Source organism: Homoserinimonas sp. A447 (assembly GCF_054489325.1).
The window spans coordinates 1,595,499-1,618,281 of the sequence record NZ_JBTMWW010000001.1 but is presented as its reverse complement, the minus strand read 5'-3'; the positions used below and the strand labels follow the sequence as shown (position 1 = coordinate 1,618,281).

General features: G+C 66.2%; 22 protein-coding genes. 18 read left to right on the top strand and 4 right to left on the bottom strand.

Translation table 11 applies throughout. From position 1 onward, the window contains the following. Positions 1 to 100: 100 nt before the first annotated feature. The 3 genes from ACX3O0_RS07900 to ACX3O0_RS07890 form a co-directional block, all read right to left on the bottom strand. A complete protein-coding gene (locus tag ACX3O0_RS07900; protein ID WP_459093542.1) occupies positions 101 to 640 on the bottom strand; it encodes an RNA polymerase sigma factor in 540 nt (179 codons plus the stop codon). 38 nt (positions 641 to 678) lie between these two features. Further along, positions 679 to 1,302, bottom strand: coding sequence for a hypothetical protein (locus tag ACX3O0_RS07895; protein ID WP_459107363.1), 624 nt, complete (start codon positions 1,300 to 1,302; stop codon positions 679 to 681). Positions 1,303 to 1,499: 197 nt separating this feature from the next. Further along, complete coding sequence (locus ACX3O0_RS07890; RefSeq protein WP_459107362.1) at positions 1,500 to 2,681, bottom strand: acetyl-CoA C-acetyltransferase; 1,182 nt, start codon at positions 2,679 to 2,681, stop codon at positions 1,500 to 1,502. Positions 2,682 to 2,825: 144 nt separating this feature from the next. On the opposite strand from ACX3O0_RS07890, the gene ACX3O0_RS07885 reads away from it, so the two are divergent. The 17 genes from ACX3O0_RS07885 (at position 2,826) to paaZ (ending at position 20,093) form a co-directional block, all read left to right on the top strand. Continuing rightward, entirely contained in the window at positions 2,826 to 4,016 is a 1,191-nt protein-coding gene (locus tag ACX3O0_RS07885) for a substrate-binding domain-containing protein (protein WP_459107361.1), read from the top strand. 22 nt (positions 4,017 to 4,038) lie between these two features. Then, a complete protein-coding gene (locus tag ACX3O0_RS07880; RefSeq protein WP_459107360.1) occupies positions 4,039 to 4,794 on the top strand; it encodes an ABC transporter ATP-binding protein in 756 nt (251 codons plus the stop codon). Continuing rightward, positions 4,791 to 5,558 carry an ABC transporter ATP-binding protein gene (locus ACX3O0_RS07875; RefSeq protein ID WP_459107359.1) on the top strand — a complete coding sequence of 256 codons (768 nt, stop codon included), beginning with the start codon at positions 4,791 to 4,793 and terminating at the stop codon, positions 5,556 to 5,558. The genes ACX3O0_RS07880 and ACX3O0_RS07875 overlap by 4 nt, the downstream gene beginning before the upstream one ends. After that, a complete protein-coding gene (locus tag ACX3O0_RS07870; protein WP_459107358.1) occupies positions 5,555 to 6,430 on the top strand; it encodes a branched-chain amino acid ABC transporter permease in 876 nt (291 codons plus the stop codon). The genes ACX3O0_RS07875 and ACX3O0_RS07870 overlap by 4 nt, the downstream gene beginning before the upstream one ends. Continuing rightward, entirely contained in the window at positions 6,427 to 7,512 is a 1,086-nt protein-coding gene (locus ACX3O0_RS07865; protein ID WP_459093549.1) for a branched-chain amino acid ABC transporter permease, read from the top strand. The genes ACX3O0_RS07870 and ACX3O0_RS07865 overlap by 4 nt, the downstream gene beginning before the upstream one ends. Continuing rightward, positions 7,512 to 9,086 (top strand): AMP-binding protein, encoded by a 1,575-nt coding sequence (locus tag ACX3O0_RS07860; RefSeq protein ID WP_459107357.1) that lies wholly within the window; start codon positions 7,512 to 7,514, stop codon positions 9,084 to 9,086. The genes ACX3O0_RS07865 and ACX3O0_RS07860 overlap by 1 nt, the downstream gene beginning before the upstream one ends. After that, positions 9,083 to 9,745 carry a TetR/AcrR family transcriptional regulator gene (locus tag ACX3O0_RS07855; protein ID WP_459093551.1) on the top strand — a complete coding sequence of 221 codons (663 nt, stop codon included), beginning with the start codon at positions 9,083 to 9,085 and terminating at the stop codon, positions 9,743 to 9,745. The genes ACX3O0_RS07860 and ACX3O0_RS07855 overlap by 4 nt, the downstream gene beginning before the upstream one ends. Then, positions 9,742 to 10,491, top strand: a complete 750-nt coding sequence (locus tag ACX3O0_RS07850; RefSeq protein ID WP_459107356.1) for a 3-hydroxybutyrate dehydrogenase — start codon at positions 9,742 to 9,744, stop codon at positions 10,489 to 10,491. The genes ACX3O0_RS07855 and ACX3O0_RS07850 overlap by 4 nt, the downstream gene beginning before the upstream one ends. Beyond that, a complete protein-coding gene (locus ACX3O0_RS07845; RefSeq protein ID WP_459107355.1) occupies positions 10,488 to 11,408 on the top strand; it encodes an alpha/beta fold hydrolase in 921 nt (306 codons plus the stop codon). Before ACX3O0_RS07850 ends, ACX3O0_RS07845 begins: the two co-directional genes overlap by 4 nt. A gap of 51 nt (positions 11,409 to 11,459) precedes the next feature. Continuing rightward, positions 11,460 to 12,233: a CoA transferase subunit A gene (locus ACX3O0_RS07840; protein WP_459093554.1), complete on the top strand. Its 774-nt coding sequence runs from the start codon at positions 11,460 to 11,462 to the stop codon at positions 12,231 to 12,233. A 2-nt stretch (positions 12,234 to 12,235) separates the two neighbouring features. Further along, positions 12,236 to 12,877 (top strand): CoA transferase subunit B, encoded by a 642-nt coding sequence (locus ACX3O0_RS07835; protein ID WP_459107354.1) that lies wholly within the window; start codon positions 12,236 to 12,238, stop codon positions 12,875 to 12,877. Continuing rightward, positions 12,874 to 13,926, top strand: coding sequence for an alpha/beta fold hydrolase (locus ACX3O0_RS07830; RefSeq protein WP_459107353.1), 1,053 nt, complete (start codon positions 12,874 to 12,876; stop codon positions 13,924 to 13,926). The genes ACX3O0_RS07835 and ACX3O0_RS07830 overlap by 4 nt, the downstream gene beginning before the upstream one ends. Positions 13,927 to 13,968: 42 nt before the next feature. After that, entirely contained in the window at positions 13,969 to 15,117 is a 1,149-nt protein-coding gene (gene ispG / locus ACX3O0_RS07825; RefSeq protein ID WP_459093557.1) for a flavodoxin-dependent (E)-4-hydroxy-3-methylbut-2-enyl-diphosphate synthase, read from the top strand. 98 nt (positions 15,118 to 15,215) lie between these two features. Then, positions 15,216 to 16,400, top strand: coding sequence for an acetyl-CoA C-acyltransferase (locus ACX3O0_RS07820; RefSeq protein WP_459093558.1), 1,185 nt, complete (start codon positions 15,216 to 15,218; stop codon positions 16,398 to 16,400). Continuing rightward, entirely contained in the window at positions 16,400 to 17,146 is a 747-nt protein-coding gene (locus tag ACX3O0_RS07815; protein ID WP_459093559.1) for an enoyl-CoA hydratase/isomerase family protein, read from the top strand. Before ACX3O0_RS07820 ends, ACX3O0_RS07815 begins: the two co-directional genes overlap by 1 nt. Next, a complete protein-coding gene (locus ACX3O0_RS07810) occupies positions 17,143 to 18,039 on the top strand; it encodes a 3-hydroxyacyl-CoA dehydrogenase family protein (protein WP_459093560.1) in 897 nt (298 codons plus the stop codon). Before ACX3O0_RS07815 ends, ACX3O0_RS07810 begins: the two co-directional genes overlap by 4 nt. Beyond that, the gene (paaZ, locus tag ACX3O0_RS07805) at positions 18,036 to 20,093 is read left to right on the top strand and encodes a phenylacetic acid degradation bifunctional protein PaaZ (protein WP_459093561.1); all 2,058 of its coding nucleotides are present in this window, start codon (positions 18,036 to 18,038) and stop codon (positions 20,091 to 20,093) included. Before ACX3O0_RS07810 ends, paaZ begins: the two co-directional genes overlap by 4 nt. A gap of 4 nt (positions 20,094 to 20,097) precedes the next feature. Here paaZ and paaK read toward each other — a convergent pair whose 3' ends face one another. Further along, positions 20,098 to 21,417, bottom strand: a complete 1,320-nt coding sequence (gene paaK, locus ACX3O0_RS07800) for a phenylacetate--CoA ligase PaaK (protein WP_459093562.1) — start codon at positions 21,415 to 21,417, stop codon at positions 20,098 to 20,100. 173 nt (positions 21,418 to 21,590) lie between these two features. Here paaK and ACX3O0_RS07795 point away from each other — a divergent pair, with 173 nt between their 5' ends. Beyond that, positions 21,591 to 22,781, top strand: coding sequence for an ABC transporter substrate-binding protein (locus ACX3O0_RS07795; RefSeq protein ID WP_459093563.1), 1,191 nt, complete (start codon positions 21,591 to 21,593; stop codon positions 22,779 to 22,781). Positions 22,782 to 22,783 lie beyond the last annotated feature (2 nt).

Below are 22,783 nucleotides of genomic sequence, written 5' to 3'. Positions count from 1 at the left end.
CTCGATGATGACGGCCTTTGTCGTCGATGACGCGAGTTGAAACACCGTCATCGACGACAAAGGCCGTCATCGTTTGGGCTCGAAGAGCTCGACTGCCTCGCTACCCCACGTCTCCTGATTCGCGAAGCGCGTCTCTGAGTCGTGCTCGTGCTCGCGAATATCTGGTTCGTGCGGTCGAGGGGTTGAGTTGCAAGATCTTGGCGGCCTCGATGATGCTGAACCCCTCCCAGTGCACAAGCGACACCAGGTCACGCTCTCTCGGGTCGAGGTCTGCGATCAGTCCGCGGACGTGCTCAAGGAGATCAGCCTCAGCGCCGCCCGCTTGACCATCTCCTCCGCCCACGCGGTGGGCTAGGTCGGATCGGAGCTTGTCGGCAAGCGCGAATTGACGCACCCGGCTGCGCCGGTGATTGGCGAGCACGTTGTTGGCTATGCCGTACATCCACATTCGCGCACCTGCGTCATCGCCCGGGATCGACCTGGCGCGCCGCCAGACAGCAAGCAGCGTCTCGCCGAGCAGGTCGGCGGCATCTTCCGGCTGCTCGACCCGCCGTGAGAAGAATCGAAGTAGGGCCGTGGCGTTCAGTTCGACAGCTGCGGTGACTCGCTCGGCACTGGTTCTGGGCGCCGTGCGCGCCACAGTGGCGTGAATTATTGTCTCCTGACTCGACGAGGCACTCACCTCAACTGGCCCGTGCAGTCGCTCGTCCCGGCGCTGGAGGTACCGGCTGGCGTCAATTCTTCGGGAATCTCCCCGTAGATGACCCTGGACTCGGCGCTGCGGTACGAGAAGGAGTCGAAGACTTCTTGCGACGCATTCTCGAAACCGTGGTCATTCGGGCCCGGGACGAAGGGATTGCGGACCGCCTCCTCATAGATCTCCTGTCCTATGCCGGTCCAGTCGTGTTCACCGAGGAACGCACTGAGTTCCGCTACGTCGCCCGGGTTGTCCTGCGGCGGGACAGCAATGGCGTAGCTGCAGGAGACGACCACCCCGGAAGCCGTCTGATAGTTGATCGGAATGACGGCATCCGCCTCGATCGGTACGCCGTCCGAAGTCCAGCCGTCCAGGTTCAACTGCGGGATCACCGTTCCAGCCGTGGTTCCCAGAGCCAGGATGCCAGCAGCGGCGAGAATAACGCGTCGCCTCCTCCAGAACGGAAGTTCAGTGCGCTTCCGCTGCTCGGCTTCAACGCCGAGCGCCATTTCCCGCACCCGGACTGCAAGGGCCGGATCCTCGTCAACGCTGCTGTCCGCGCTGAGCGCGAGTAGCGCATCGAGATCGTCGCGTTTGCTGTCCATGGGCTCTCCTTGCCGGTGAATCAGGCTATTACCCCTGTTCATGTCCGGCTAAGCCGAAAACGTCCCACCCTCCACCACTGCACGCTGACGATGACGGCCTTTGTCGTCGATGACGCGAGTTGAAACACCGTCATCGACGACAGAGGCCGTCATCGTTGGATCTCGACGAGCTCGCGCCCCTCAACCTGCAGCTTGAGCTAGAGGGAGAGCAGGAGCGCCTCGCCCTGGCCTCCACCGCCGCAGAGTGCGACGGCTGCACGACCCGAACCTCGCCGGGCGAGTTCGTGCGCCGCGTGAACGGCCAGGCGGGCACCGGATGCCCCGATCGGGTGCCCGATGGCGATCGCACCACCATGAATGTTGACCAGGTCGTGGGAGACGCCCAAATCCCTGGTCGACTGGATGGCGACGGAGGCGAAGGCCTCGTTGATCTCGATGAAGTCGAGGTCGGACACCGACCAGCCGGCTCGGGTCAGCGCGGAGTTGATCGCGTTCGACGGCTGCGAGTGCAGCGAGTTGTCCGGCCCCGCAACCTGGCCTGACGCCTCCACCACCGCGAGAATGGTGAGCCCGTTCTTCTCGGCGTAGTCACGGCTGGTCAGGACCAGCGCCGATGCGCCGTCGCTGAGCGGCGACGAGTTTCCTGCCGTGATCGCACCGTCCGGGCTGAACGCCGGGCGCAGCTTCGCGAGCGTGTCGACGGTGCTCTCGGCCCGGATGCCCTCGTCCGCCGTGATGGTCGTCTTGTCGCCCTTCCGGTCGGTGATCTCCACGGGGGCGATCTCGGCGTCGAACACGCCGTCCGCGATCGCCTTCGCGGCGCGCTGGTGCGACGCCGCCGCCACCTCGTCCTGCTCGGTGCGGCTGATGGAGAGCTTCTCGTTGTACTTCTCTGTTGAGCTTCCCATCGACTCGTTGTCGAAGGCATCCGTCAGTCCGTCGTGCGCGACGGAGTCGACGGCGGAGATGGCTCCATAGTTCCAGCCCTTGCGTGAGCCGGGAAGCACGTGCGGCGCATTGGTCATCGACTCCATACCGCCGGCCACCACGACATCCGCTTCACCGCCGCGGATCATGCGGGCAGCGTCGATGACGGCCGCGAGCCCGGACAGGCACACCTTGTTGATGGTGACCGTCGGCACATTCCAGCCGATGCCGGCCGCGATCGAAGCCTGCCTGGCGGGGTTCTGCCCGGCGCCGGCCTGCAGCACGTGGCCCATGATGACCGCCTGCACCTCGCCCGCGGCCACACCGGAGCGCTCGAGCGCGCCCGAAATGGCGATGGCTCCCAGCTGCACTGCGGAGAGGGGTGCCAATTGCCCGAGGATTCGCCCCTGGGGGGTTCGCGCTGCTGCGACAATGACTACGTCGTTCGACATGGTGAGCTCCTTTGCCTGTGATCCACGGCAATTCTAGTGAACCTATTTGACAGTACCGCCCTAGCGGACCTATCTTTACTGAAACCTGAATCAACTGTCAGGTTAGCACCGACTCCTTCAATGACAGCAGGAAAGGCTACCTCCATGAGGGCTACAAAGAAGTACCTGATACCGGCAATCATCGCGACGGCCGGCATTGCGCTGGCCGGCTGCGCCCCGACCACCCCCGAAGCAATCACCGACGACCTCGCCCCAGTCAACATCGCCATGGTCTACTCGCAGAGCGGACCACTCGCCGCCTACGGCGAGGCCTACATCAACGGCTTCGAAGCCGGCCTCGACTACGCAACAGAGGGCACCGGAGAGGTCGACGGCCGCGAACTGAACATCGAGCGGGCGGATGACGCCGGCGACGCCGACAAGGCCGTCAGCCTGGTCAAGGACTACATCGGCCAGGGTTTCAAGATCATCGCGGGCACGGCATCGTCCGGCATCGCGCTCGCGGTCGCCGAGCAGGCGGAGCAGAACAAGATTCTCTACATCTCAGGGCCGGCGGCAGCGGATGCCATCACCGGCATCAATGAGTACACCTTCCGTTCCGGCCGCCAGACCCAGCAGGATGTGGCAACTGCCGGAACGTTCGTCGGCGACCCGTCCGGCAAGAACATCGTCGTCTTCGCCCAGGACAACGCATTCGGGCAGGGCAACGTCGCCGGTGTTGACGCCGTTCTCGGTGCCAAGGGCGCGACTGTTTCCAGCGTGCTGGTTCCGGAGGACGCGACGGAATTCACCCCGTTCGCCCAGCAGGTGCTGCAGTCCGACGCGGACCTGGTGTTCGTCGCCTGGGCTGGCGCAACATCCGGTGCAATGTGGCAGTCGCTGTCGCAGCAGGGCGTCTTCGATGCCATGCCGGTAGTGACCGGACTCGGCGACATCTCCACTTTCGGAGCCTACGGTGAGGCCAGCGACAAGATCAGCTTCCTCAACCACTACTTCGCAGGCGCCAGCGACAACGCCGAGAACCAGGCGATGATCGAGTACCTCGAGGCGAACGGTCACCAGGCCGACCTGTTCTCACCGGACGGCTTCAACGCGGCGCTCATGATCGTGCGTGCCATCTCAGAGGGCGGCGGCGAGGATGTCGACAAGATGATCGAATCGCTCGAGGGCTGGAGCTTCACCGGGCCCAAGGGTGAGACCACCATCCGGGCGGAAGACCACGCCATGATCCAGCCGATGTACCAGGCAAAGCTTGTCGCCGACGGTGACACCTGGAAGCCTGAACTGGTCGAGGTAGTCGACGCCGAAACCGTGGCGCCGGCCATTGTCAAGTAATCACCTCAGCTAGGAATAGGCAATGACCAACCAGCCCGTGCTCGCCGTCGACCATCTCGGACTGCAGATCGGTGGCGCACGCATCATGGATGACGTGTCGATCGCCGTGACGCAAGGCGAGCTGCTCGGAGTGATCGGCCCCAATGGGGCAGGCAAGACAACCCTGTTCAACCTGATTTCCGGAGTGCTCATCCCCACAGAGGGCACCGTGAAGCTGCAGGGCAGGGATGTCACCGCCGAACCGATCCACCGGCGCGCACGGGCTGGCCTGGGCCGCACCTTCCAGACCTCCAGCCTGTTCCCGGCGCTCAGCGCGCTGGAGAACGTGAGACTGGCGGCGCAGGTCGCCCTCGGCAACGAGGTGTCTGTCATCCGCTTCCCGCGATCGACGGATGATGCCACCCGCGTTGCCAGGGAGCGGCTCGATGAGGTGGGGCTCGCCCACCACCACGCCACCGATGCCGGCGTTCTCTCGCACGGCGACAAGCGCAAGTTGGAGATCGCGATGCTGCTGGCAACGGAGCCTCAGGTGATCCTGCTCGACGAGCCGATGGCCGGCGTCGGTTCGGCTGACGTGCCGGGGCTGGTGGCGGTCATCCGCCAGGTGCACCGGTCCGGTCGAACGGTACTCATGGTCGAACACCACATGGATGTCGTGCTCGGCCTGGTCGACCGGGTCGCCGTCATGCACCACGGCCAGCTGCTGGCCATCGACACACCGAGCGCCATCATGGCCAACCCGGCCGTGCAGAGCGCTTACCTGGGGGAGACCGTATGAGCACCACCGCGCCCATCCTGAGCGTGAAGAACCTGAGCGCCCGGGTCGCCGGTCAGCAGGTGGTTGAAGATGTGAGCTTCGAAGTGCCAGCCATCGGCGTAACCGCACTCCTCGGGAGGAACGGCGTCGGCAAGACGTCGACGATCAAGGCCATCCTCGGCCTCATCGAGCGCAAGGGGATGGTGCACTTCGCGGGCGACCGCATAGATTCCGAGCCGACTCACCGGATCGTCAGGCGCGGTGTCGGCTACGTCCCTGAAGACCGGGAGGTCTTCTCCAAGCTGACCGTGGCTGAGAATCTCCGCCTGGCGGAGCGGGACGGCGCGCCCGGGCGCGCGCTTGTCGCCGAACTCTTCCCCGACCTCACCCAGCGCGCGGCACAGGCCGCAGGCACGCTCTCCGGCGGACAGCAGCAGATGGTCTCCCTGGCCAGGGCGCTGCTCAATGCGAACCGGCTTCTGCTGGTCGATGAACCGACCAAGGGCCTCGCCCCGCTCATCGTTCAGGACGTAGCAGTCGCCCTGGCGAAAGCGGCCGAAACGGCACCGATCCTGCTGGTGGAACAGAATCTCCAGGTGGTGCGGCAGCTTGCAAGCACGGTGGTGGTCATCGAAGGCGGCAGGGTCGCGTTCACCGGGCTCGCCAGCGAACTACTGGACGACGACGAACTCACCAGGAGACTGCTCGGCGTGCACTCCAGCACTGCGGATGCCACACCGAGCGATCCGCGCAGCGCGCGGTCCGATGGCGAGGCCACCCGATGAGCACCGTCATCCTTCTTCTGATCACCGGACTCGGCCTGGGAGCGCTCTACTTCCTGGTCGCATCCGGCCTCTCGCTCATCTACGGACTGATGGGCGTGCTGAACTTCGCCCACGGCTCCTTCCTCACCCTCGGCGCCTTCGCCGGCTGGGAGGTCGCCCGCCGAATGGGTGACGGCAGCTGGGCGAGCTTCCTCGTCTCGATCACGGTCGGAGCCATCGTCGGCGCATTGATCGCCGCCGCGACCGAGTTCTTCCTCATCCGGCCCCTGTACCTGCGCCACATCGAGCAGGTGCTGGTGACGGTCGGGCTCGCGCTCGCCACCGTCGCCCTGTTCGAGGGCATCTGGGGAGTCGACCCCATCTACGTCACCGGACCCGAGTGGTTCGGGCAGACCACGAACGTGCTCGGGGCGCTCATACCGAACGACCGCTTCGTGCTCATCATCGCCGCGGTCCTGGTGCTGCTCGCGCTCGTGCTGTTCCTCAAGTTCACCAGGTACGGGCTCATCATCCGAGCCGGCGTGGAGAACCGTTCGATGGTGACGGCCCTCGGCATCGACGTGCGCCGCGCCTTCACGCTGATGTTCGCCATCGGTGGTGCCGCAGCCGGGCTCGGCGGTGTGCTGGCGTCGCACTACTTCGGCTACGTCTCACCACACATCGGCGGATCGCTGCTGATCTTCGCCTTCATCGTCACCGTGATCGGTGGTCTTGGCTCCCTCGCCGGGGCTGCCATCGCATCCGTCGTCGTCGCCATCCTGCAGCAGTTCGCCAACTTCTACCTCGCCGGAACCGGTGACCTGGTAGTCGTCCTGCTGCTCGCCGTGGTGCTGCTGATCAAACCCTCCGGACTACTGGGGAGCAAAGCATGAACAAGGTCCGCACGCTGATGGAAAGCCGCTACACCCCTTGGATCGTCGGTGGTGCCCTGGTTGCCCTGTTCGCGATCATCCCGTTCCTGAACGTGTCGATACCGGGAGTGCTGCCAGGGCCGACATACCTGCCGGGCACCCTGCAGCTCCTGGCGCTCAGCCTGCTGTTCGCGTCGCTCGCGCTCAGCTACCACCTGCTCTTCGGAACAGCCGGCCTGCTGTCGTTCGGCCATGCCCTCTACTTCGCTGCCGGCGCGTACGGCCTCGGAATCCTGCTGAAGAACACCGACCTGGGCCTCGTGCCCGCCATGGGGCTGACCCTGGCCGGGGTGGTCATCGTGGCATACCTACTCGGAGCGGTCAGCCTTCGCGTCACCGGAATCTCGTTCGCCATGGTGACTCTCGCATTCGCGCAGGCCGGCTCGGTGCTGGTGCGACGCAACCCGCAGGTGACCGGCGGTGAGGAGGGATTGACCCTCAACACCGACAACGTTCCGGACTTCCTCGTCGGGGTGCTCAACACCCGCAACCTCTACTGGGTGGCGCTCGTCCTCGTCGTCGTCGTGTTCCTGATCGTCACCTGGTTCGAACGTTCCAGGGCGGGCCACGTCGTCACCGCCAGCCGGGAGAACGAATTGCGGGTACGCGTGATCGGCATCCGCCCATTCGTGGTGAAACTGATCACCTTCGTGATCGCATCAGCGCTCGCCGCGCTCGTCGGAATGGTCTACATGCTGCTGCAGAGCGGGGCGACACCGCGAGCAACGTCGGCAGACTTCACGCTGACCATCCTGGTGATCGTCGTGCTCGGCGGGGTCGGGTCGCGCTGGGGCGCTGTCGTCGGCGGCATCGTCTACACGATCCTCGACCAGCGCCTGACCACGCTGGCCAGCTCCGACTTCATCGAAGGGCTTCCCGCGGTGCTGCGGATCCCGCTGTCCGAGCCGCTGTTCATCCTCGGTACCCTGTTTATCCTGGTCGTTCTGTTCCTCCCAGGAGGTCTTGCCGGCCTGGCCAGGAGAGCCGGCAACCCGCGCCGGAACACGACGGCTGACCGTGATGCACTGGAAGAGGTCGTCTGATGCCCCAGTACGACAGCAGCAGCGACGGCCTGCACACCCTGGGCCGCTGGACGGCGGACCGCGCGCTCGCAACCCCCAGCCGGGTCGCCGTCGACGACCGCGGGGTCGTGGTGACCTACGCCGAGCTCGACGCGCGCGCCTCCCGGCTCGCCGCAGCCCTGCTCGACGCCGGTTACGGGGTAGGCGACCGGGTGGCAACCGTAACCGGCAACAGCTCAGACCACGTCGTGGTGTTCTTCGCCTGTGCGAAGGCCGGACTGGTGCTCGTTCCCCTGTCCTGGCGCCTCTCGCCGCGCGAATTGGCGATACAACTGGACACCGCGGACCCCGCCCTCCTGCTGGTGGAGGAAGAGTTCTCCTCCCTGGCAAGCGCCGCCTACCGCAGGCTGCCCCAGACCCTTGCGGTCTCCAGCCCCGGAGCACACGGCATCGAGCGAAGCGTGCCGGCACCGAGCCGCAAACTGGATGCCGCGCTCATCCGCCGCCCGGTGCAGGATGACGACCCGCTGATCATCGTCTTCACCTCGGGAACGCTCGATCGGCCCAAGGGCGCGATCCTGACCCACGCCAATTGCTTCTGGACCAACCTGGCGTTGTCGCGCACGGTCGAGATCACCAGCGTCGACGTTGTCCTGGCTGTCATGCCGCAGTACCACGTCGGCGGCTGGAACGTTCAACCCCTGCTCGCCTGGTGGACCGGCGCGACCGTGGTGCTGGAGCGCACCTTCGACCCCGGTCGCATCCTGCAACTCATCCAGGAACGCCGGATCACGACCACCATGGGCGTGCCGGCCAACTACCTGTTCCTCGCCGAGCATCCGTCCTTCCAGGCTGCCGACCTGACCAGCCTCAAGCACGCGGTCGTCGGCGGCGCACCCATGCCGGAACCGTTGCTTCGCACGTGGCACTCGCGCGGCGTCGCCCTCACCCAGGGATACGGGCTCACGGAGGCCTCCCCGAACGTGCTCTGCCTGCCGGACGAGGACGCCCGCACCAAGATCGGCCTGGCCGGGAAGCCGTACCCGCACGTCGAGGTCGCGGTCGCCGACCCGGTCACCGGGGAACACGTGGATGGCGCAGCGGAGGGTGAACTCCTGGTGCGCGGCCCGAGTGTCTTCGCCGGGTACTTCCGTGAGCCCGAACTCACCGACGCAGCGCTCCGAGGCGGATGGCTGCACACCGGCGACCTGGTGATCCGCGATGCCGAGGGCTACTACCAGGTGGTCGATCGCATCAAGGACATCTTCATTTCGGGTGGAGAGGGCGTCGCCCCTGCCGAAGTCGAGTCGGTGTTGTTCGCACACCCGGGCGTCGCCGACGCAGCCGTCATCGGTGTTCCTGACGACCGGTGGGGAGAAACCGGTGCGGCATACATCGTCGCGCGGAAAGGTGTCGCCACCGACGAGCAGGAACTCATCGCCTGGTGTGAGAGTCAACTCGCCAGGTTCAAGGTGCCCAGGTACATCCGCTTCGTCGCGGAGATTCCCCGATCATCCTCGGCAAAGGTACTGAGACGCGAACTACTGCAGCGGTGGAGCGCCGAGCAGCCGGCCGAGAACGAGGTCATCCGATGAACCGCACGCCCAGAACCGCCAGGGGCACCGCCACCCGGGCGAAGATCCTTGCCGCAGCAGAGACAGTCTTCGCACGGCTCGGCTATACCGAGGCGTCGATCGTGCGCATCACCGAAGAGGCCGGCGTCGGGCAAGGCACGTTCTACCTGTACTTCGAGAGCAAGCTGCAGGTGTTCGAGGAGCTGGTCGAAGACCTGAACCGCCGGGTGCGCCACTCCATGTCCGAGGCGGCGTCCCGCGGAACCACCCGGCTGGAGGCCGAACGCCTCGGGTTCCTGGGCTTCTTCGAATTCACCGCCGAGCATCCTGCCCTCTACCGGATCGTGCGCGAAGCGGAGTGGGTGTCCCCACGAGCGCTCCGATTGCACTACACGCGCATCGTGGAGGGCTACATCGAGGCGCTCGGCAAGGCCAGGGATTCCGGCGAGATCAGCAGCATCGACCCGACCGTCGCCGCCTGGATGCTGATGGGCATCGGCGAGATGATCGGCATGCGGTGGGTGCTGTGGGGTGACGGATCCGTCGAGGGCGACGGAAGTGACCCGTCGGCGAGCGGCACCAGCGCGGTCCCCCCGGCCGTGCTCGAAGAGATGATGCGGTTCATTCGGGGCGGGCTGGGGACTTCAGCCGCCGGGCAGGAAGAGGAGACTGGGCGATGACAATCGATCTGAGCGGCAAGAAGGCGCTCGTCACCGGTGCGGCCAGCGGCATCGGGGCCGCCTGCGCGCGCACACTAGCCGCGGCAGGGGCCCACGTCGTGATCGCCGACCTGGACGGGGATGCTGCCAGGTCGGTGGCGTCGGAGATCGGCGGGGAGGCCTGGCAGGTGGACCTGGCAGACACGAGCGCCCTCGTGTCCCTGGAACTCGACGTGGACATCCTGGTCAACAACGCAGGAATCCAGCATGTGAGCCCGATCGAGAAATTCGATCCGGCGAAGTTCCATCTGATCATGACGCTGATGCTCGAGGCGCCGTTCCTGCTGGTCCGCGCGGCGCTCCCGCACATGTACCGCAACCGCTTCGGCCGCATCGTCAACATCAGTTCGGTGCACGGGGTGCGGGCCAGCGAGTTCAAGTCCGCCTATGTCGCGGCGAAGCACGGTTTGGAAGGGCTGTCCAAGGTCGCCGCGCTCGAAGGCGGTGAGCACGGCGTGACCAGCAATTGCGTCAACCCCGGTTACGTTCGCACCCCGCTGGTCGAGAAGCAGATCGCCGACCAGGCGGCGCTGCACGGCATACCCGAATCGGAAGTGGTCGAGAAGGTGATGCTCACCGAAAGCGCGATCAAGCGCCTGTTGGAGCCCAGCGAGGTCGCCGACCTGGTGCTGTGGTTGAGCGGCGATAACGCCGGCATGGTGACCGGAGCCTCATACATGATGGACGGCGGATGGAGCGCACGATGAGCAATACGGACATCAGCTATCGCACGGTGCAGGTGCCGGTTCGCGGCGGGATGCTCGCGGTGGGCCTGTGGGGGCCGGACACCGGCCCAGCCATCCTGGCCATCCACGGCATCACGGCGACACACAAGGCCTGGCAGACGCTGGCGGAGGTCATGCCGCACCTTCGCATCATCGCCCCGGACCTTCGGGGGCGCGGCCGAAGCAGTGAGCTTCCCGGCCCGTGGGGCATGCCGTCCCACGCTGATGACATGAAGGCCGTGCTGGACGAGCTCGGCGTTGCACGCACCGTCGTGCTCGGCCACTCGATGGGCGCCTTCGTGGCGTCGACGCTCGCCCGGCGCTATCCCTCCACCGTGTCAGAAGTGATCCTGGTCGACGGCGGGCTTCCCATTCCCGCTCCAGTCGGGGTGTCGGCTGAGGACCTGCCGAAGGCGCTGATCGGGCCAGCAGCAGAACGCCTGTCGATGACCTTCGAGAGTCCGGAGGCGTATCGCGCTTTCTGGCGCAATCATCCGGCACTGAGCCCCGACTGGTCGCCCGCCATCGAGGCTTACATCGACTACGACCTGCGCGGCACAGCCCCGGAAATGTCCCCGTCAGCCAGCTACCAAGCGGTGCTCGAAGACACCCTGCAGCTCAGCGGAGATGTCGGATACGCGGATGCGCTCGCGGCCACCCCGGTGCGCATCAGCTTCCTGCGGGCGCCCCGCGGCCTGCTCAATGAGCCACAGGCGCTCTACTCGGCGAGTACTGTCGAAGAGTGGGAGGCTCGCGTACCGAGCCTGACCGCCTATGACATCGCCGACGTCAATCACTACACCATCGTGATGTCGAGGCGAGGAGCCGACCAGCTCGGCACCTTTGTCACGGATGCACTGGCACGGGCGACACAGGACGCCGACACCCGGGCCCGCTAACCGAGCGACGATGCGAAAGCCGCACCCCACATCAGAACCATGGAGGCATGAATGACGATCAACAAAGAGGTTGGCTCGGCCCTGGAGGCGGTAGCGGACATCCCGTCCGGAGCATCCATAGCGGTAGGCGGATTCGGGCTCTCCGGGAACCCGATGGTGCTGATCAACGCGCTGCTCGAACAAGGCGCCGAAGACTTGCGCATCGTCAGCAACAATTGCGGTGTCGACGACTGGGGCCTCGGCGTGCTGCTGGCAGCGCGTCGCATCCGCAAGATGACTTCGTCCTATGTGGGGGAGAACAAGGAGTTCGAACGGCAGTTCCTGTCTGGCGAGCTCGAGGTCGAGTTGACCCCGCAGGGCACGCTGGCCGAGAAGCTGAGGGCCGGAGGCTCCGGGATCGCTGCGTTCTTCACGCAGACCGGAGTGGGAACGCAGATGGCGGAAGGCGGGCTGCCGGTTCGGTACGACGGATCAGGAGGCGTTGCGCTGGCATCCGAACCCAAGGAAGTGCGCAGTTACGAGTACCGCGGCGAGGAGCACGATTTCGTGCTGGAGACGTCGATCACCACCGACTTCGCCCTGGTGCACGCCCTTCGCGGCGACCGCCACGGCAACCTGGTGTTCAACAAGGCGACGCGCAACTTCGCGACCCTGGCCGCCATGGCAGGCAAGGTCTGCATCGCCCAGGTCGAAGAGCTGGTGGACGCCGGCGCCATCGACCCCGATCAGGTGCACCTTCCCGGGATCTACGTCCACCGCGTTGTCGAGGTCGGCAGCGACATCGAGAAGCGCATCGAACGCCGCACGGTCAGGGAAGGAAAGTAACCATGGCTTTGACACGAAACGAGATGGCGGCCCGCGCGGCGCTTGAGCTCACCGACGGCTCCTACGTGAACCTCGGCATCGGGCTTCCGACCCTGGTGCCCAACTACGTTCCGGACGACCTGACCGTCGTGCTGCAGTCGGAGAACGGCATCCTCGGAGTCGGGCCATACCCGACAGAGGATGCGGTGGACCCCGACCTGATCAACGCGGGCAAGGAGACGGTCACCGTCCTTCCCGGTTCGGCGTTCTTCGACTCATCAATGAGCTTCGGGATGATCCGCGGCGGCAAGATCGACGCGGCCATCCTCGGCGCGATGCAGGTGTCGGCATCCGGCGACCTGGCCAATTGGATGATCCCGGGAAAGATGGTGAAGGGCCCGGGCGGCGCGATGGACCTGGTGCACGGAGCCCGGCGGGTCATCATCCTCATGGAGCACGTGGCCAAAGACGGCTCGGCGAAGATCGTGAACGACTGCTCGCTGCCGCTGACCGGCAGGGGGGTCGTCGACCGGATCATCACCGACCTGGCCGTCATCGACGTCACCCCTGAGGGACTGGTGCTCACCGAGCTGGCTCCGGGAGTGACCGTGGAGGAAGTCATCGCAGCGACCGAGCCGCCGCTGACCGTCGCCCTCAGCGCATGACCGACACGATCTTCGACGGGATCACCCAGCACGAGGTGCGAACCCCGCGCCTCCGGGCATCCGTTCTGGAGCGTCCGTCGACTGCGCTGCAGAAGACTGTCTTGTTCATTCACGGCAACGTGTCGTCCTCGCTGTTCTGGCAGCCCACCATGCTGGCGCTGCCGGATGATGTTCGCGCGCTTGCCGTGGACCTTCGCGGTTTCGGTGACAGCGAGACGCTGCCGGTGGATGCCGCGCGGGGCCTCGGCGACTACGCGGACGACGTTGCGTCCGTGCTCGACGAGCTGGGCATCCGCTCGGCACACCTGGTCGGCTGGAGCATGGGTGGTGGCGTCGCAATGCAGCTGCTGCTCGACCGGCCGGAGCTGTTCGCGACCCTCACCCTGGTGGCGCCGGTGTCCCCTTACGGATTCGGCGGCACCACCGGGCCGGACGGGCGGATGCTCACCGCCGACGGCGCCGGAACCGGTGGTGGTGGGGCGAACCCCGACTTCGTGGCGCGGCTGGCCGCAGGAGACACCTCGGCGGACGAGCCGACGTCGCCCCGTTCGGTTCTTCGTTCGGCGTATGTGAAGAACGGCGAGAGCCTGCCCTTCGAGGACGTGTGGGTGCAGTCGATGCTGTCGACGAAGACCGGCGACGGCAACTACCCGGGCAACTCGACTCCGTCGGAAAGCTGGCCAGGGTTCGCCCCCGGCAATTCCGGGGTACTCAACACCATGGCGCCCACCCGCTTCAACGTTTCCCGCATTGCCGATGCCGCAGCGAAACCACCCATCCTGTGGATCCACGGCACCGATGACGCGATCGCCTCAGACACCTCGTTCTTCGACCTCAACTACCTGGGTCAGCTCGGAGCCATCCCCGGCTGGCCCGGCGAAAAGGTAGCGCCACCGCAGCCGATGAAGGCGCAGACGAGGGCGGTGCTCGACCGCTATCAGGCGAACGGCGGGGAGTACCGCGAGGTCGAACTCGCCGAGTGCGGTCACTCGCCGCACCTCGAGCACCCGACCGCGTTCGCGGAGGCGTTCCACGCCCACATCGCCTGACCGTCCAGCAATCCCTCCAGCGCCGCGAAGTAAGCTGGGACCGTGGCTGCAATCAACTTAGGTATCCCGACAACCCCTCCCGTACTGGCTCCCCGTCGCAAGACGCGCCAGATCATGGTCGGCAAGGTCGCCGTCGGCAGCGACTCCCAGATCAGCGTGCAGTCGATGACGACGACGCAGACCACCAACATCAACGCCACGTTGCAGCAGATCGCCGAGCTGACGGCATCCGGATGCGACATCGTGCGTGTCGCTGTCCCGCACCAGGACGACGCCGACGTGCTGCACATCATCGCGGCGAAGAGCCAGATCCCGGTGATCGCCGACATCCACTTCCAGCCGCGCTACGTGTTCTCGGCGATCGACGCCGGGGTCGGCGCCGTGCGGGTCAACCCGGGGAACATCCGCAAGTTCGATGACCAGGTCGGGGCGATCGCGAAGGCGGCGAAGGCCGCCGGGGTGAGCATCCGCATCGGCGTGAATGCCGGTTCGCTGGAACCGTCGCTCCTGCAGAAGTACGGCAAGGCGACGGCGGAGGCGCTCGTTGAGAGCGCCGTCTGGGAGGCGAGCCTGTTCGAGGAGCACGACTTCCATGACTTCAAGATCTCGGTCAAGCACAACGACCCGATCGTCATGGTGAAGGCGTACCGGCAGCTCGCCGAGCGCGGCGACTGGCCGCTGCACCTCGGCGTCACGGAGGCCGGGCCGGCGTTCCAGGGCACCATCAAGTCGGCGACCGCTTTCGGCATCCTGCTCTCGGAGGGGATCGGGGACACCATCCGGGTCTCCCTGAGCGCTCCGCCGGTCGAGGAGGTCAAGGTCGGCCTGCAGATCCTGCAATCGCTGAACCTGCGTGAGCGCAAGCTCGAGATCGTCTCCTGCCCCAGCTGCGGGCGCGCCCAGGTGGATGTCTACACGCTCGCCGATCAGGTCACCAAGGGCCTGGAGGGTATGAGCGTTCCGCTGCGGGTAGCCGTGATGGGCTGCGTGGTGAACGGTCCCGGTGAGGCTCGCGAGGCCGACCTGGGCGTCGCATCCGGTAACGGCAAGGGCCAGATCTTCGTCAAGGGTGAGGTCATCAAGACCGTTCCGGAGGCCGACATCGTCGCGACATTGATCGAGGAGGCGAACCGCATCGCCGCCTCCATGCCGGATGCCCCGGTAGGCGAGCCGGTAGTAACCCGGGGCTGATGCCGCACGCTGGTTGACCGGCGTCGAACGGCATGACATCCTTTACAGAACGAACGGTCAGTCAGTTGCTGGCCCAATCCGGCGGTGAAGGCGGACAGATGGCTGAAGCATTCCTGGTAGGCGGCGTACGAACCCCGATCGGCCGCTACGGCGGCGTATTGGCCGGCGTCCGGCCCGACGATCTGGCCGCGCTGGTGCTCCGTGAGGTCGTGAACCGCACCGGTGTCGACCCCGACGCCATTGACCAGGTGCTGTTCGGCGCTGCGAACCAGGCAGGCGAGGACAACCGCAACGTGGCCCGCATGGCCACCCTGCTCGCGGGGCTCCCCGACCACATCGCGGGCGTGACGGTCAACCAGCTGTGCGCATCCGGTCTCCAGTCGGTGACCATGGCCGCGCAGGCGATCAAGGCCGGCGAGGCAGACCTCATCCTGGCCGGCGGTGTCGAGTCAATGACCCGTGCTCCCTGGGTCCAGGCCAAGCCCGAGAAGGCGTTCGCCAAGCCGGGAGAGCAGTTTGACACCTCGATCGGCTGGCGCTTCACCAATCCGCGATTCGCGAACCGCGACAAGGCGACCTACTCCATGCCGCAGACGGCAGAAGAAGTCGCCACAGTCGACCAGGTTACGAGGGCGGATGCCGACGAGTTCGCATTGGCGTCCCACCAGCGGGCGGTCGCGGCCATTGATGCCGGCCGGTTCGCCGACGAGATCGTGGCCGTGCCCACGGCGAAGGGCGACGTCAGCACAGACGAGGGGCCGCGTCGGGATACCAGCCTGGAGACTTTGGCCGGGTTGCGCTCGGTCGTCGGATCGAACGGCGTGGTCACGGCGGGCAACGCGAGCTCGCTCAACGACGGAGCTGCCGCGATCCTCGTCGCCAGCGCCGAAGCGGTCGAGCGTTACGGACTCACACCGCGGGCTCGGGTTCTCGGCGGCGCCAGCGCGGGAATCGCACCGGAGATCATGGGCCTCGGCCCGGTCCCAGCCACCCAGAAGCTGCTCGCACGACTGGGTCTCTCGATTGACGACCTCGACGCCATCGAGCTCAATGAGGCGTTCGCCACCCAGTCGCTGGCCTGCATCCGCCGGCTCGGCCTCGACCCGGACCTGGTGAATCAGGACGGCGGCGCGATCGCCCTCGGGCACCCGCTCGGCGCATCCGGCACCCGCATCCTGGTCACCCTGCTGGGCAGGATGGACCGTGAGAGTGCCAACGTTGGACTCGCCACCATGTGCGTCGGTGTCGGCCAGGGTGCCGCCCTCGCGGTGGAGCGCGCCTGATGGCCGCTGAGCCCGGCAAGACCCTGATCGTTGATGAGCGGCCGGACCGCCTGTTCGTCACCCTCAACCGCCCGGACGCTCGCAACGCGATCGACCAGGCGATGGTCGACGAACTCCACGAGGTGTGCGGGCGGCTGGAGCGCGAGCCGAAGGTGCTCGTCATCTCGGGCGGCGGCGGCATCTTCGCCTCGGGCGCGGACATCCGCCAATTGCGCGATCGTCGCCGTGATGACGCGCTGGCCGGTATCAACACCACCCTGTTCTCCCGGATCGCTGCGCTGCCGATGCCGGTGATCGCCGCCGTCGACGGGTATGCGCTGGGCGGCGGCGCTGAGCTGGCCTACGCGGCCGACTTCCGGATTGCGACACCGAGCCTGAAGATCGGCAACCCGGAAGTCTCCCTCGGCATCATCGCGGCAGCCGGCGCCACCTGGCGCCTGGCTGAGCTGGTGGGGGAACCCGTTGCCAAACAGATCCTGCTTGCCGGGCGCGTGCTCACCGCCGATGAGGCGCTCGCGCTGCACCTGGTGACCGAGATCCATGAGGCCGACGAGTTGCTGCAGGCAGCGGATGCGCTGGCCGACCGGATCCTGCGCGGCGACCCCGCAGCGCTGCAGGCCACCAAGCGCGCCCTGGCCGCACCGCGGTCGGCGCACCCGGCCATCGACCTCGAGGAGCAGTCCATCCTGTTCGAATCCGACGCCAAGTACGAGCGGATGACCGCATTCCTGGAGCGAAAGAAATGACCGGGGTCCCCAACAGCGCCGTCCCAGGCAGCACTGTCCCGAGGAATGTCGGCGTGCTGGGCGGCGGGCGGATGGGCGCCGGGGTTGCGCACGCCTTCTGCCTGGCCGGAGCATCCGTCACCGTGGTGGAACGTGATGCGGCCAGCAGCGACCAGGCTCGGGAGCGCGTTGAAGCGTCCATTGCCGCCAGCGTGAAGCGCGGCAGCACCCAGGAGAGCGCGGATGCGCTGAACGCCCGCATGCGCTACTCGACCGACTACGCCGACTTCGCCCCGGCCGGGCTGGTCGTCGAGGCTGTTCCGGAGTCGCTGGAGCTGAAGCTCCCCGCGCTCGCGGGCGTCGAGGCGGTCATCTCACCTGACGCCTGGCTGGCCAGCAACACCTCATCGATCTCGATCACCTCGCTGGCGACCAACCTGTCCCGCCCTGAGCGGTTCTGCGGACTGCACTTCTTCAACCCGGTGCCGGCATCGAAGCTGGTCGAGATCGTCGTCGGCGAGTCGAGTGCTGACGAGCTGATCTCCCAGGCGCGGGGCTGGGTCGCCGCACTCGGCAAGACGCCGATCGTGGCGCGAGATGTGCCCGGATTCGCGAGCTCTCGCCTGGGCGTTGCGCTGTCCCTGGAGGCAATGCGCATGCTCGAGGACGGCGTGGCCAGCGCTGAAGACATCGACGCTGCAATGGTGCTCGGCTACGGGCATCCGATGGGCCCGTTGAAGCTCACCGATGTTGTGGGCCTCGACGTGCGCCTCGGTATCGCCGAGTACCTGGAGGAGTCGCTCGGCGAGCGGTTCAGCCCACCGGAAGTCTTGCGCGCCAAAGTCGCGCGCGGAGAACTCGGGCGCAAGTCCGGCCAAGGTTTCTACACCTGGAACGAAGGAGACAAGTCATGACGCTAGTTGCCAGCCACGTGAGCGGTTCGTGGTGGACCCCCAGCCATGCAGCGGATGCGACCGAGCTGCTCGACGCCAGCACTGGCGCGTCGCTCGCGTCGGTCAGTGTCGACGGCATCGACCTGTTCGCGGCCGTCGAGTACGGCCGCAGTGTCGGGCAGGCGGGCCTCGGGAAGCTGACCTTCCACCAGCGAGCGCTCAAGCTCAAGGAGCTCGCCCTGTACCTGAACGGCGTGCGGGACGAGTTGTATGAGGTCTCCGCCCAGACTGGTGCCACGAAGATCGACTCGATGGTCGACATCGACGGCGGTATCGGCGTGCTGTTCGCCTATGGCTCCAAGGGTCGCAGGGAGCTGCCGAACTCGCAGATCGTCATCGACGGGCCGGCCGAGATCCTGTCCAAGGATGGTTCATTCCTCGGGCAGCATATTTTCACGCGCATCCCCGGTGTCGCGGTGCAGATCAACGCCTTCAACTTCCCGGTCTGGGGCATGTTGGAGAAGTTCGCACCCGCATTCCTCGCCGGTGTCCCCACCATCGTCAAGCCGGCCACGCCGACCGTGTACCTGGCCGAGGCCGCTGTCCGCCACATTCTCGCGTCGGGGATCCTGCCCGAAGGCTCCATCCAGCTGGTCGCAGGGCCTGCCCGTGGCTTGCTGGACTTCCTCGACTACCGCGACCTGGTCGGCTTCACCGGCTCGGCATCGACCGCCAACACGCTGAAGGCGCATGCCAGCGTCGTCACCGGGGGAGTGCGCTTCACCGCGGAGACCGACTCGCTGAATGCCGCCATCCTGGGGCCGGATGCAACACCGGACACCCCGGAGTTCGACGCCTTCGTCAAGTCACTGGTCACCGAGATGACCGTCAAGGCCGGGCAGAAGTGCACGAGCATCCGCCGCGCCATCGTGCCTGCCGAGTCGGTGGATGACGTGATCGCCGCCGTTCGCGACCGCATCGCCAGTCGCGTGGTGGTCGGCGACCCGCGGGCCGATGGGGTCACCATGGGTGCCCTGGTCAGCCGCGGCCAGCGTGACGAGGTCGTCGCGCGGGTTCGCGAGCTGCTGGCGGCCGGGGGAGAACTCGCCGTCGGTTCCCTGGACGCTCCGGAAGTCCGCCTCGCGGACGGGTCGACCGGAGTCGCCCCGGATGGTGCGTTCCTCGAACCGATCCTGCTGAAGTTCGCGGATGCCCGCACCCCCGCCGTCCACGAGATCGAGGCATTCGGACCGGTGTCGTCGGTGATCGGCTACCGCAGTGTGGACGAAGCCATCGAACTGGCCGCGCTCGGCGGTGGATCACTGGTGGCGACCGTCGCCACCCACGACCAGGACGTCGCACGCCAGCTCGTCATCGGCATCGCCGCCCACCACGGACGCACCCTGGTGCTCGACCGCGATGACGCCCGGTCGAGCACCGGCCACGGTTCGCCCGTGCCGCATCTCGTTCACGGTGGCCCGGGGCGTGCCGGTGGCGGGGAGGAACTGGGCGGCATCCGCTCGGTCATGCACCACATGCAGCGTACCGCCGTGCAGGGTTCGCCTGACATGCTGACGGCCATCACCGGGCAGTGGGTCAACGGTTCCGCCAGGCGCGCCGACGGTGTGCATCCCTTCCGCAAGTCCCTCGCCGAGTTGCGGGTGGGGGATTCCCTGGAGTCCGGCCTGCGCGAGGTCACCCTCGACGACGTGAGCGCGTTCGCCGAGGAGACCGGAGACAAGTTCTACGCCCACACCAACGCGGAGGCGGCGGCTGCGAACCCGTTCTTCCCCGGCATCGTGGCGCACGGCTACCTGCTGGTGTCGTGGGCCGCAGGGCTGTTCGTTGACGCCGAGCCTGGGCCGGTCCTGGCAAACTACGGCCTGGAGAACCTGCGGTTCATCACGCCGGTCTCGCCCGGCGACAGCATCCGCGTGACGCTCACCGCCAAGAAGATCACGCCGAGGGAGACGGATGAGTACGGCGAGGTCTGCTGGGACGCCATCATCCACAACCAGAACGACGAGATCGTCGCCACCTACGACGTGCTGACCCTCGTCGCGAAGCACAACTAGGCGCCTACTCCCGCAGGTCGTAGAGGCGCTTCAGCTTGCCGGCGCTCCGCTCGAGTGATCGCGGTGCCACCACGACCACCTGGACGCTGCAGCCGATCAGTGTCTTCACCCGGTGAGCCAGTTCCCGACCACCGGCGACCCCTTCGGCCTCCTGTCCACCGTCGCGCCGTTCGACCCGCACGGTCAACTCGTCCAGGTGCCGCACCCGAGTCAACTCCAGCACGAAATGCGGCGAGAGGGACCTGACTGCGAGCACGATCTCCTCGATCTGGGTGGGGAACAGGTTCACGCCGCGAAGGATGATCATGTCGTCGTTTCGGCCGGTGATCTTCTCCATGCGCCGCATGTTCGGCCTGGCCGTCCCTGGCAGCAACCTGGTCAGGTCGCGTGTCCGATAGCGGATGACCGGCATCGCCTCCCTGGCCAGAGTGGTGAAGACCAACTCGCCGCGCACGCCGTCCGGAACGGTCGTTCCGTCCTCGGCGATGACTTCGGGGAGGAACTGGTCCTCCCAGAGGTGAGGTCCGTCCTTCGTCTCGATGCACTCGTTGCCGACGCCGGGCCCCATCACCTCACTCAGGCCATAGATGTCCAGTGCGTCGATGTCGAGGCGGTCCTCGAGTTCCTGCCGCATCTGGTTCGTCCAGGGCTCAGCGCCGAGCACCCCGACCTTGAGGCTCGATGAGCGGGAGTCCATGCCCGCCTCCTCCATGGCATCCGCGATGGTCAGGAGATAGCTGGGGGTGCAGAGGATCACATCCGGCTCGAAGTCGCGGATCAGTTGCACCTGCTTGGCGGTCTGTCCTCCGGACATCGGGACGACGGTCGCGCCGAGCGCCTCGATGCCGCCGTGGAGGCCAAGCCCGCCGGTGAAGAGCCCATAGCCGTAGGCGTTGTGCACCATCATTCCCGGGCGCACCCCGCTCGCTTTCAGGCTGCGGGCAATCAGCATCGCCCAGTTCTTCAGATCGTTGGCGCTGTACCCCACGACGGTGGGCCGGCCGGTGGTGCCGGAGGAGGCGTGGATGCGCGCGATCTGGTTCCTCGGCAGCGCGAACATGCCGAAGGGGTACGTTTGGCGCAGGTCCTCCTTCGTGGTGAAGGGCAACTTCTCGACATCCTTCAGTTCCCGGATGTCATCCGGATGCACTCCAGCCTCATCGAACTTTGCGGTGTAGAGCGGGACATTCTCATACGCGGACCGGACAGTCTGCTGCAGACGACGTAACTGGAGTGCCTCGAGTTCGTCACGGGAGAGTCTCTCCTCCGGGTCCAGCTCTTCTCGCTCGGGAGCCCTGAGTCGGGACTTCTCAGTGCCTGTCATCGATACCTCCATTGGTTCGATCGTTTCTATGGCGACTCTATTCCTGCAACCGGCATGTTCGTCAAACCGTCAGGCTGTCCCCCGAATTGGTGCCGTGGGGGCCAGATCGCGGGCATAATGAAAGCTCGGGCGTTCGGGTTCCTCGATCGCTGTCGTCAAGGAAAGAGATTCCAATGAAGAAGTCTCGTAATCGTTCATTCGTTCCCATCGCCGTCATGGCATCCGTCGCCCTCGCGCTCACCGGGTGCGGTGCCTCCAACCTGGGTGGTGGCGACGACGACGCGACTTCCGATGACGGCCCGATCAGGATCGGCGCTGTGCTCGACATCACGGGTGTCGGTGCCAGCCTCGGCGTTCCGGAGCAGAACACGCTGAACATGCTCGCCGACCAGCTCAACGAGGATGGCGGCCTCGACGGACGCGAAGTCGAGCTCATCATCGAAGACAACCAGTCGACGGAGGACGGGGCCGCACGGGCGACGACCAAGCTCATTGAAGGCGACGATGTCGACCTGATCATCGGTGCCTCCCGCACCGGCCCGAGCATCGCGATGCGCCCGATCGCGGAATCCGCCGAGATCCCGATGATCTCGATCGCGGCCAACGTGGCGATCGTCGAGGGTTCCGAGTGGGTGTTCAAGACAGCGCAGAACGATGTCATCGTGCTTGAGCGGATCCTCGCCGACGCCGAGGAGATGGGCTATACCAAGCTGGCGCTGATTCGTGACGCCACCGGATTCGGTGAGGGCGTTGCCGACACCATCACCGAGCTTGGCGCAGACCACGGCGTCGAACTGGTCATGACCGAGGCCTTCGAGCCGAGCGCGACGGACTTCACCCCGCAGATGACGAGTGTCCGCGGTTCGGATGCCGACGCCGTCCTCATTTGGGGCATCACCCCGTCGGCCGGACTCGCGCAAGCGGCGTATATGAAGCTCAGCGTGAACAAGCCGGTGTACCAGTCGCACGGCGTCGCCAACGCGGCGTTCTTCGACGCGGCCGGGGACGCGGCAACCGGTGCGATCGCGCCGATGGGCCGATTGCTCGTGGTTGACCAACTCCCGTCCGACGACCCGCAGCGCGAGGTCATCGAGCAGTTCAAGGCCGACTACAGTGCCGAGTTCGGCGAGCAGCCGTCGAGCTTCGCTGGACACGCTTACGATGCCTGGCACATCGCGATCAACGCGATCTCCGAGGTGGGCACCGACCCGGATGAACTCCGCGACGCCATCGAGAAGACCGACGGTTTTGTCGGGATCTCCGGGATCTTCACCATGACGCCAGAGGACCACTCCGGACTGGATGCGTCCGCCCTGATCCTCGCCGAAGCGAAGGACGGTCGCTGGAACCTGTACAAGGACTGACC